We start from the raw sequence: 11443 nt of genomic DNA on the forward strand, positions 1-11443 counted from the left end.
CGTTATTGTTATGCGTTCAAACGACAAAATCTTCTTTAATCGTTGTGTCTCCTAATATCAACATCACACTGAATTTTTCTTCGTGTTTGCAACTAAACTCCAGTTGAATCCAATTGTCGATATTTCTTGACTGAACTTCCATGCAAGGGTTGTGGTCTTCGTCAAGGATTACCAGTTGTAAATCTGCGGGTAAATGGGTTTCATCTTCACCAGGATAAGTTCTAACTCTAATATCAAAAACATCAGCAACATTAGAGGTTAACTGCACCATAAGTACCACTTGTTTACCGACATTAACAACTTTTGCCCGACTAACAGACTGGCTCTGAGACTCAAGGGTTAAAGGATCGGCAATAGCATTACCTCTTAAATTATGAGAAATCAACAACTCGGGAACTTGCCAATCTTGCTTAAATATTCCCTCAAGCCATTGACGTAAGTTGACAATGTGAATTGTTTCAAGTAAAGCCTCTAAAGGTTGCAAATCATTTAGTTCAATGGTCTCCGATGGTTCCAAAATCGCATTTATGGAAATAAAACCCAACAGTTTTACAGCATCGAATTTTCGGTGAAATTGAACTACAACATAACCAATTCGGTCGATAGTTGCTTCTGGTGGTAAAGGTATAGTTTTTTCGCCCGGAAGCACCGGAAGACATTCTAATTTACCAACATTGACTATCTCCAAATCAGCTGCATCAAATATTGCTCTTAAGCTTTTATGCCAACTGTCTCCTGTAAGTGTAGTTTTTATATTTAACCATGTAAGATAGCTGTGTACGGCATAAACCGCTAGAGTATTTAAATAAACTTTTTTACTTTTTTCTAAAGAATATTGTTCTGCAGCAAATTCCTCTGCTAATTTATGGGCGCATCTACTTAAAGGAATATTTATATGATAATATTTGGTATCAATCATTGATCGAGCTCCAAATTTGTACCTATTTCTCTTAATAGCGGCAAGCATTTTCTCTTCCAATGAGAGTAAATAGTTTGATTGCTACTATTTAACTGTCTGGCAATATCTGCAATTTTATGAGGTGGTTGATACAACAATAAGCGCATTGCTAATTGTTGACAGTTACAGTCCGGATTTTTTTTCAGATGACAATTTTTTAATTTGCCGGTTTTATCTTCTTCTATATAGCGTTTAATCCGCTCGCCCCAATATTCGCGATCGCGCTTTTGCATTTGAGCAATTTTTAGATCCAGTAAATTTAAAGTCGTACTTTGCCACCTCATATCAGGCAACATATCCAACATCGAAACCTTATCGTTATCATCATTAATATTTAATGGTTTATCCAAACTGATGGTATATTTCCCATCTGCTGCATATAGATCTTTAATCCGCCATTTCAGGTAGCCGTTAATCCATTGAGTTAGACTTTGTTGAACCGAAGAAGAATGGGGCTGAAAATCACAAATCTTTTTACAAACCCATTCCCAAGTTTTATTTAAAGCTTCTGGATAATCTTGATGGGATGACTTGTATATACCGGGAAACTGCTGAATTATTATTAGTAATCGGTTTAAAGCTTTACGTTTCTCTAGGCTATGTTCCGGGTAGCACCGCAATTCATCAAGAAGTGCTTGAAGCTGTTCTTCCACACCAATCTTTCTCCCTAGCAATTTTATTCTTTAATTTACTTAAATTTAAAATAGCTTTTACTGCAGAACATTCTTGTTTATATTCAGTATATTTTTGATTATTGGCGATCATTTCCGCTTTGCACTAATTAAGAATTCATTTTGAATCGGTGTTTTTGCTAAATTATTATATTATAGCTAAGTAGTAACACTATATTTTTGAGAAATTAGAGTATATTTTTCGATTCAAAATTCGATTGATAAAATAATTTTTATGTAATTAGACTTATATTTAGGCAGTTATGTAATTTTTCCTAATATTGCTATACTTTGTAAGATCTAGTTAGTATTGATTATTGTAACTAATGTAAATAACAATATAACAAAAAATATACCAACCAATTCTTGCTAGGAGTATTTTGAGCAAGAATAGTTGGCAGGATAAAATTGTTTTTTTCTGATAAAAGGTTTAACAAAATGCAAGTAAACTACTGAATTTAAATGAATTTTCAATACATCTTCAAATTTATGAACTTGATATTAGTATGTTTACTTGCAATATAATAAACTTTTCCAGAATCTGTTTTCATTCACATATTTTTACTGATACGTTCAAGGACAAATTGTATCATTGCAATGCAAATGTCAATCTACCACTACCCCGTTCACAATCGAATATTTCTCTCATGATTATGTATGTCCCAAATCTAAATTTAAAATATTATTCCGCAACTATGCGATTTATTGTCACTTTCTACAGACAATTAGATAATTTACTACTGCTTGCGCCCACAAAAACGAACTAGTGAGTCGATATAGATGCAGCAAAAACACTTGTTACGGTGTATTGCAATGCATAAATCACCCCACCAACCGTTTTTGGTAAAGCAGTTAGTTAATAAACCTATTTTGATTGCCTGAAAACTCAAACAGAAAAAGCAGAAACTATTTATTTGTCTCTAATTTTTCATGATTTTATTAAGATGTTTGTATTTAGTATTGCAGTTATATAAAAGACATGCATGAGTATATCCTCGTAAGAAGAATAAAAAAAAAGTTCCACAGGTATTCGTTATATTCCGGGATAATTTTAGGGGGCAGAAGACCTAGGATTAAGATAAAAAAAATACAATTATCATAAACTTTAAAGAATTTTTGTAAAACGAAATTTTTCTAGCCGTAAAAACTATTCATAGGTGTTTCAGCATACAAAATATGTAGAGACATTTTATGAGGACGTCTCTACAATTACAGTTTTTAGAAATACATTTTATCGCTCATGTGAAAAGCGACTAAAGTTTTATCAGCGTCGTGTTTATTCCACGCGCTACGCGAACGCAAAAAGAAGGGCAGTACCAACCGCAAGAAAGCAATTAATAAACTTGGTAGACTCTCCCCGAGTCTATTAAAGAAAAATCCTCAAGCCTTTCAGGCTGAGGAGTGTGAATGTCAAAAGATGTGCACAGATAAAGTCTTAAATCCCCAAATAAAACTTTGGAAATAGAAAAATGTTAACTCGGTAGAGGCGTGTCGACGAACCTTAAAGCTTGACCCCGGACTTCAGTATTCGGGCGACCTTTCTCATAAGCGATTTGACCACCTACAATAGTAACCACCGGCCATCCCGTCAGATTCCAACCTTCAAAAGGGCTCCAACCAGATTTGCTTAGTAATTCTTCCCGTAATACGGGTCGATATTTCTTCAAATCTACTAATACTAGATCGGCATCATACCCAGGAGCGATCGCACCTTTATTAGGGATTCCATATGCCTTCGCCACAGCAGTTGACATCCAGTTAGCTACTTGAGAAACCGTACATTTGCCCTCAACTGCAGCAGTTAACATTAAGGGTAGAGAAGTTTCAACTCCCGGCATACCTGAAGGGGTGTTGGGGTACTCCTTAGCTTTTTCTTCCAAGAGATGGGGCGCATGATCTGTGGCAATAAAATCAATCACACCGTCACGCAAAGCTTGCCATAAAACTTCATTATCGTGGGTTGTCCGCAAAGGGGGATTCATCTGTGCTAAAGTCCCAATTTTTTCATAGGCACTAACATTTAAAAGCAAATGTTGTGGCGTGACTTCGGCAGTAACCCAATCAGGTTTTGATTCCCGCAGCAAATCGGCTTCATCCGCCGTTGACATGTGCAAAATATGTAAGCGCCGTTGGTACTTTTTAGATAGTTTTAAAGCCAGTTTCGTCGCAAGTAGTGCTGTTTGATTATCTTGGATTTGGGAATGAATCGCTGGATCGTGAATTCCGGCAAATTGCTCTCGTCTTTGCTTTATCCTCATCTGATCCTCGGCATGAACAGCAATCAAGCGTTTGCCCCGAGCAAATATCCCATCTAATACTGCTTCTTCATCAACTAATAGCTTGCCTCCCATGGAACCCATAAAAATTTTAATCCCGCATGCTGGTTCTACCGCTAGCAAGTCTGCAACATTGTCTAATGTTGCTCCAATGAAAAAACCATAATTAACCAAGCATTTTTGGGCTGCCCGTTCTAACTTATCATCCATTTCTACTTGGGAAATTGTCGGAGGACGAGTATTAGGCATTTCCAAAAAAGAAGTTACTCCCCCTTTAACACAGGCACAACTTGCAGTAAATAAATCTTCCTTGTGTTCTAGTCCGGGTTCCCGAAAATGCACTTGGGGATCGATAACTCCTGGCAACAAATTTAGCCCTTGTGCATCAATTTCTCGAGCTGCTGTTACATTGTCAATTGATGATGCAACATCTAATATCTGACCTTCGTCAATGAGTACATCCCCGATACTCAATTCTCCATTGGCTAAAATAATGTTTGCACGGCGGATCAGTAAACTATGTGAAGATGTCATAGAGTTAGCAGGGTAAAAACGATGAATAAATCATGACAGAGTAACGTGCTTTTGGGTTAAACTGAGATGCACGATTTACTATAAGTTATAAATTTTTGCAGATTATGCCAAAATTTGAGTTTTAACTGTCTATTCTTTTCTCAAAACCTTCTAATCGCCATTTTTCGGCATCTCATCGTTAGAATGAATAAATATATTCTTTGTGACCTTCCTGTTGGGCAGTTTACTTACTTTCTTGTTGTCTGTAATTAATTAATTAAAGATGCAAAATCAAGTGTCCGATCAAAATTCCAGTCAACAACCAGATAATTCCTGGATTGCAGAACTAGTTAGAACAATTTTACTTAGCATTCTTCTAGCTTTAGGAATTCGTACTTTTGTTGCTGAGGCACGCTGGATACCGTCTGGTTCAATGGAACCAACTCTGCACGGTTCACCAAACCAATGGGAAGCAGATAAGATCATTGTAGATAAAGTGAGCTATAAATTTTCCGATCCTAAGAGAGGAGATATTGTAGTTTTTTCACCCACAGAAAACTTACAGAAAGAGCAATATCAAGACGCTTTTATTAAGCGGGTTATTGGCTTGCCAGGAGAAAAAGTTGAACTAAAAAATGGCCAAGTTCATATAGATGGTAAACCATTAGCTGAAAAACAATATTTGGATCAAGAGCAAAAAACAGAAATTAGTGTTTGTCATTCTTCCCAAAATTCCCCATTTTTAGCTCAAACAGAAACTATTCCGGCGAATTCGTATTTAGTGTTAGGAGATAATCGTAATAGTAGTTATGACAGTCGTTGTTGGGGCGTTGTACCAAAGGAAAATATCATTGGTAAAGCTGTACTTAGGTTTTGGCCTTTGAATGAAAAGTTTGGCTCTATTGATCGAGGAAATCCTTTGTATAAATAAAAAATATTCTGGTTCTGCACTATAAATGATTGTGCGCTCGGAATTTTATTTACTGCATTCATTTAAATGTCAATTAATAAAATTCCCCTCTAGTACCTGTTATGCCAAGTTATTATTTGAGCTTTACAGAGCACTTACAAATAAAAAAATCGAGGTGTTCAACTCATGTGAAGAACCTAAGGAGTTAGCAAATAAGACTAATTATTGAACAATATATTTTTAGGTTTTATTTTTAGTTTTGTGCTTGGATCTTCTACTATAAAGATTCCTAAAAACCTGAAATAATTAACATCGCCAATACATTGGTGAGTAAATTAACTCATCAATTTTAGCAAGCTTTTGCTATAGGCAAACCAGACAATAACAGTTCTATAAAAAAATATCTAGAATACCGTTAATTAACTTTTACGGTTTCGGGAGGTAAATTCGTCTCAAGTTAGTCTTGAGTTATTTATGCTGCCTCGATTAAATTAATAAACTGGGGACTCACGCAAAATTTAAACAATTACGTCATTGCGCTGTCGCTAAGCCCTAACTCTACACCTGCTTGCTTCTTAGTAACTATCGCAATGAAAAATTTTGTTTGTGTGAGTCCTAAAATTAGGAAAGTTTTTGATGCGATCGCTGTCATACAGCGCTACCTGTAGATCAAAATAAACCGCACTACTACTAACATCACAAGCACGGAACTGAGGACCAAGGATTTGCTAACGCAAGTTGCTAGTAGTATTTTTCATTAATTCTGCTGGGTAAGCTAAGGTTTGTAGTAGTGCTTCAGACTTGAAATTTGTAGTAGTGCTNTTTGTAGTAGCGCTTTAGCGCCATAGTAAAGATATTGGCGCTAAAGCGCTACTACGAACCTTATCGCAAGTGTTTTACCGGACATGATATCAGCACTTGAAAATCAGAACTTTAATGGGCTATTAGCGTCAGCGTGTCCATCAGGACATAGCCTAACTACAGACCAATAGAACTTACGCAAAATTAACGTCATTACGTCATTGAAAATCAATTTAATATTTTGGCGAAATAGTCAAGTTCCCAAGATACAAATCAAAAAAAATATAAGTAGACTTGGTCCTTCAGAGAAGCAAAATCTTATTTGAATTAATCTAATTGAATTAATCTAACTGAATTAATCTAACCTAACGATCACAAAAATTCGCCAATTTCCTTTAAATTCAGATATGGTGGTAATTTTTGTATGCTAGACCGCATTTTGCTGAGTAAATGATATTTTGAGAAGCCTCTTATCATCAGCAAGGAAATTAGCATTATTAAGAGATATTATAACTACACTCCTATGCTCTGATAAATCCCCACGCTCTGCCTAAATGTGTAATTTGGTTTTCACAAATGCTGCAAAACTATAGCTAGAGTTTTTATACCTATAAGACCGGATAGTCAATTGGCAAATAGAAGATTTTATTATGTGTTTCTACTTGGAAACAACATCTCGGAGTTGTATTTTATCATCATTCTTGGTTGGATATATACCTATAATATAAACTGCTGCCATTTTTTAATTTGATAGTGAATAAAATTATCGACAAAATTACTAAAAAATGAGTTTAAATAAAAATAGAAAATATAAAGGAAATATACTTATAGTAGACGACACGCCCGATAATTTGAGGCTTTTGTCGGCAATGTTGACAGCTCAAGGCTATGAAGTTCGTAAAGCCTTAAGTGGAAAAATGGCGCTAACTGCTTGCCAAATGTTATTACCAGATGTGGTTTTACTAGATATTAATATGCCTCAAATGAATGGCTATGAGGTGTGTCGTCAGCTAAAAAATGATGATAAAACTTGTGACGTACCAGTAATTTTTATTAGTGCTCTTGACGATGTACTAGATAAAGTTAAAGCCTTTGATGTTGGTGGAGTTGATTATATTACTAAACCTTTCAATGGCACAGAAGTATTACTGCGAATTGAAAATCAAATTAATCTTCGTTGGTTACAAATTAAACTGCAAGAAAAAAATGTATTATTGCAACAAGCGCTGGATGATTTAAAAGCTGCCCAAGTTCAACAAATTCAAAATGAAAAAATGGTAGCATTGGGACAGATGGTAGCTGGTATTGCCCATGAAGTAAATAATCCAATTAGTTTTATCTACGGTAATCTTGACTACGCTCGTCAATATGTACAAAATTTGGTGAACTTAATACAGGCTTACCAAACAGAATATCCCCGCCCCACAAGTAAAATTCAAAAAATAATCCAAGATATAGATTTAAATTTTGTCATCAATGACTTACAAAATCTTATGGGGGCTATGTACAGGGGTGTAGATCGGATTCGTTCTATGGTGCTAGCGCTACAAAATTTCTCCAGACATGATGAAGCTCAAATGAAACAGGTTGATATTCATCAGGGGATTGAAAGTACTTTGGTAATGTTGCAACATCGACTTAAAGAAACTGAAAAGCGACCAGCAATCCATATTGTCAGAGAATATGGTAGTTTACCACTAGCAACCTGCTATGCCAGCGAACTCAATCAGGTGTTTATGCATTTGCTCAATAATGCCATTGATGCTTTAGATGAACAAAAACAAATAGCAAATAAAAGCGCTTCCCAGGCGAAAATGCCGCCATCACAGCCGCAAATTCGGATATCTACTCAATCTTTGAATACCGACCGAATTAGAATTTCGATAGCCGATAATGGAGCGGGTATTGATGAAGAAGTGCGTTCGCGTTTGTTCGACCCCTTTTTCACCACTAAACCGGTGGGAGAGGGTAGTGGCTTAGGTTTGTCAATTAGCTATCAAATTGTGGTGCAAAAGCATAAAGGAATGCTTGACTGTACTCCTTTAACCGAACGCGGTGCCGAATTTGCAATTGAGATTCCAGTAAACCAGCCAAATTAATTTGTAATCTACTACTCTTTTCAGTCACCAATTAGCATAATAGAAATGTGACTGTTCTTCAAAACGCTCCTTTAAAATCCCTTGAGGAAGGTAACTGGTTTAAGCTCATATGCGGAGCCAGCTTCCAACATCTGCCTGCAGTTAGAAGTTTAACGATTGCCTACACATTGGCTGGTGCTGACTGCATAGATGTCGCTGCCGATCCTGCTGTGATCGCAGCCGCTCAAGAAGGATTACATGTTGCCTCCCTATTTGTCAAGCAAGCTAGGGAGAAAGGTTTTTTGGCATCAAAAAGTCTACCATTACTTATGGTTAGCATAAATGATGGCGAGGATCCTCACTTTCGGAAAGCAACATTTAATTATACCCAATGTCCTCCCAATTGTTCAAGACCATGTGAAAGAGTTTGTCCAACACAAGCCATTGTTTTCGAGCGCCATCAAGAGAAATACTCTGGTGTTTTAGCTGAAAAATGCTATGGCTGCGGTCGTTGCGTTCCTATTTGCCCGTATGATAAAATTTATACATCATCCTATGTGTCGACGCCGGGAGCGGTTGCGCCATTGGTACTTTCAATGGGGGTGGATGCTGTAGAAATTCATACTCGTGTAGGACGGGAACAGGAATTTAAGCGATTGTGGCAATCCATTGTGCCATGGCTGAATCGCTTGAAATTAGTTGCGGTCAGTTGTCCAGACGACAAAGGATTCATTGAATACCTCAAATCGATATATGATTTGATGTCTCCTTTGCCGGGTGCATTGATTTGGCAAACTGATGGTCGTCCGATGAGCGGGGACATAGGAGGTGGCACCACTTTAGCAACGGTGAAATTAGGGCAAAAAGTTTTGACATCTAAGTTACCCGGATACGTGCAATTGGCAGGTGGCACAAACAGCTATACAGTTGCCAAAATTAAGGCAATGGGAATGCTGCGTACGTCTATGGGGAATGGGAGGAAAGGTGCTTCAAGTAACAATTCCTCAAATTTCTTTGAATTATCTGATAATTTTCCGAAATCCCCATATATTGCCGGTGTAGCTTATGGTAGCTATGCCCGGGTCTTATTGTCGCCAGTTCTTCAAAAACTAGAAGATAAGGAGGTGAATAACCATAGCGATCGAGCTATTGTCCGTCTTGAAGAAGAGCCAGACTTGCTTTGGCAAGCTGTAGAGCTTGCCCATTCTCTCGTTTCCCAGCTCAAGTTACAGCAGGAGCGCTAGTTCATAGTTCCCTATCTCTAAAAACGTCACCATATTAAAGCATGACGATTACAGACGATCTCCAAAAACTATTAGAAATTTTGCCCCAAGATCTGAGGCAAAATTTAGAGAACCATCCGCAAAGAGATAGCTTAGTAGAAGTAGTCTTGGATTTGGGTCGATGCCCAGAAGCTCGATTTCCTTCCGGAGCCGAGTATTTGAGCGACGTACCAGTCACCCAGGAACAGATAGATGATTGCATTGTGCGAGTGGGAAGCTTTGGCGCAGACAACAGAGCCGGAATAGAGCAAACCCTGCATCGCATCAGTGCTATTCGCAATCGCAGTGGGAAGGTTATCGGTTTGACCTGTCGTGTTGGTCGAGCGATTTTCGGTACCATTAGTATGATCCGCGATTTAGTCGAAACTGGAAAATCTATTCTGATGTTGGGTCGTCCTGGGGTAGGTAAAACTACTGCCCTACGGGAAATCGCTCGTACTCTCGCAGATGAATTGGATAAGCGAGTGGTAATTATTGACTCTTCCAACGAAATTGCCGGGGATGGCGATGTGCCCCACCCAGCAATTGGAAAAGCAAGAAGGATGCAAGTGTCCCATCCAGACCGACAACATCAGGTGATGATCGAGGCGGTGGAAAACCACATGCCAGAAGTGATTGTCATTGATGAAATCGGTACTGAGTTGGAAGCCTTAGCAGCCCGTACCATCGCTGAGAGAGGAGTACAGTTAGTTGGTACCGCCCACGGTAACCAAATAGAAAACCTGATCAAAAATCCCACACTATCCGATTTGGTTGGTGGAATCCAGGCTGTAACCCTGGGGGATGATGAAGCCAGAAGAAGGGGTTCTCAAAAAACTGTACTGGAAAGAAAAGCTCCTCCAACCTTTGAAATTGCCGTTGAAATGCAAGAGCGGAAGCGTTGGGTTGTTCACGAAGATCTCGCAGATACTGTTGACGGTTTGTTGCGAGGACATCAACCTACTCCCCAAGTTAGAACCGTTGATGAGGAAGGTAATATCAACATTACCCGTCAGTTAACTGCAATCGACGGTCATAAGAAGGGTAGCCGCAGAGAAGAATCTTTAGCTGCTGCAGGTTCTGGCAGGAAATCCACTGGTTGGCGTGCTAGCGGACAAATGATTCCGCTACCATTATCTTCTGAAGCAGAAAATGGTAATGGTTCTGGGCGAAGTGAGTTTGAACGCTTATTACGTAAAGAATCTTTAAGTAACGGCAATAGCTTCGGTCGCAATAGCAGATCGGAATCGGGACCAAACGGTGAAGATCTACCACTCCATATCTATCCTTATGGTGTCAGTCGCCATCAATTGGATCAAGTCATTGGGGTTTTGAATTTGCCAGTGGTCTTGACAAAGGAACTGGATAATGCTGATGCAATTTTGGCTTTGCGATCGCACGTGAAAAATCATGCGAAGTTGAGGCAAATGGCAAAGGCGCGCCATCTACCGATCCAGATGCTCAAAGCTGGTACTATTCCTCAAATTACCCGTGCTTTGCGTCGGTTACTGAATATCGACGAACCGGAAGTTACTGACGATCGCGAGTTGCAACTTTTTCTCCATAGCGCCAGCGATGATGAGATGGATGCTTTAGAAGAAGCTAGACTTGCGGTGGAACAAATTGTGATTCCTAAGGGACAGCCAGTAGAATTACTGCCTCGTTCGCCACAAGTACGTAAAATGCAGCACGAATTAGTAGAACACTATCGGCTGCGATCGGACAGTTTTGGGGATGAACCAAATCGCCGATTAAGGATTTATCCTGCTTAATTGAATTACACATTTAATTTAATTTACACAAAGCCCCTTTTCTTTACTGGAGAGGGGTTTTTGAAGTCAGAAGTCAGAAGTCAGGAGTTAGGAGTTAGGAGTTAGGAGTTAGGAGTCAGGAGTCAGGAGTCAGAAGTCAGGAGTCAGGAGTCAGGAGTTAGGAGTCAGGAGTTGGGAGTCAGAAGTCAGGAGTTGGGAGTCA

Annotated in this window: 8 protein-coding genes; 4 read left to right on the forward strand and 4 right to left on the reverse strand. The window is 38.6% G+C overall.

Going from position 1 to position 11443, the window contains the following annotated elements; genetic code table 11:
- Positions 1–16: 16 nt before the first annotated feature.
- From BC008_RS42920 to BC008_RS42930, 4 genes are all read right to left on the reverse strand, one after another.
- Complete coding sequence (locus tag BC008_RS42920) at positions 17–919, reverse strand: DUF1822 family protein (protein ID WP_027843777.1); 903 nt, start codon at positions 917–919, stop codon at positions 17–19.
- Complete coding sequence (locus tag BC008_RS42925; RefSeq protein ID WP_027843778.1) at positions 916–1611, reverse strand: hypothetical protein; 696 nt, start codon at positions 1609–1611, stop codon at positions 916–918. Before BC008_RS42925 ends, BC008_RS42920 begins: the two co-directional genes overlap by 4 nt.
- Positions 1583–1723: a hypothetical protein gene (locus BC008_RS50120; protein WP_161938196.1), complete on the reverse strand. Its 141-nt coding sequence runs from the start codon at positions 1721–1723 to the stop codon at positions 1583–1585. Before BC008_RS50120 ends, BC008_RS42925 begins: the two co-directional genes overlap by 29 nt.
- Positions 1724–3101: 1378 nt before the next feature.
- Complete coding sequence (locus BC008_RS42930; RefSeq protein ID WP_027843779.1) at positions 3102–4439, reverse strand: dihydroorotase; 1338 nt, start codon at positions 4437–4439, stop codon at positions 3102–3104.
- A 262-nt stretch (positions 4440–4701) separates the two neighbouring features.
- On the opposite strand from BC008_RS42930, the gene lepB reads away from it, so the two are divergent.
- The 4 genes from lepB to BC008_RS42950 all read left to right on the forward strand — a co-directional run bounded on the left by lepB (position 4702) and on the right by BC008_RS42950 (position 11241).
- On the forward strand, positions 4702–5349 hold the full coding sequence (gene lepB / locus BC008_RS42935) for a signal peptidase I (protein WP_027843780.1): 648 nt from the start codon (positions 4702–4704) through the stop codon (positions 5347–5349).
- Between the two features lie 1565 nt (positions 5350–6914).
- The gene (locus BC008_RS42940) at positions 6915–8228 is read left to right on the forward strand and encodes a hybrid sensor histidine kinase/response regulator (RefSeq protein ID WP_027846450.1); all 1314 of its coding nucleotides are present in this window, start codon (positions 6915–6917) and stop codon (positions 8226–8228) included.
- Between the two features lie 47 nt (positions 8229–8275).
- The gene (gene ldpA / locus BC008_RS42945) at positions 8276–9451 is read left to right on the forward strand and encodes a circadian clock protein LdpA (RefSeq protein ID WP_027846449.1); all 1176 of its coding nucleotides are present in this window, start codon (positions 8276–8278) and stop codon (positions 9449–9451) included.
- A 41-nt stretch (positions 9452–9492) separates the two neighbouring features.
- Positions 9493–11241 (forward strand): R3H domain-containing nucleic acid-binding protein, encoded by a 1749-nt coding sequence (locus BC008_RS42950; RefSeq protein ID WP_027846448.1) that lies wholly within the window; start codon positions 9493–9495, stop codon positions 11239–11241.
- Positions 11242–11443 lie beyond the last annotated feature (202 nt).

The sequence above is a fragment of the Mastigocoleus testarum BC008 genome, from assembly GCF_001456025.1.
Classification (GTDB): Bacteria; Cyanobacteriota; Cyanobacteriia; order Cyanobacteriales; family Nostocaceae; genus Mastigocoleus; species Mastigocoleus testarum.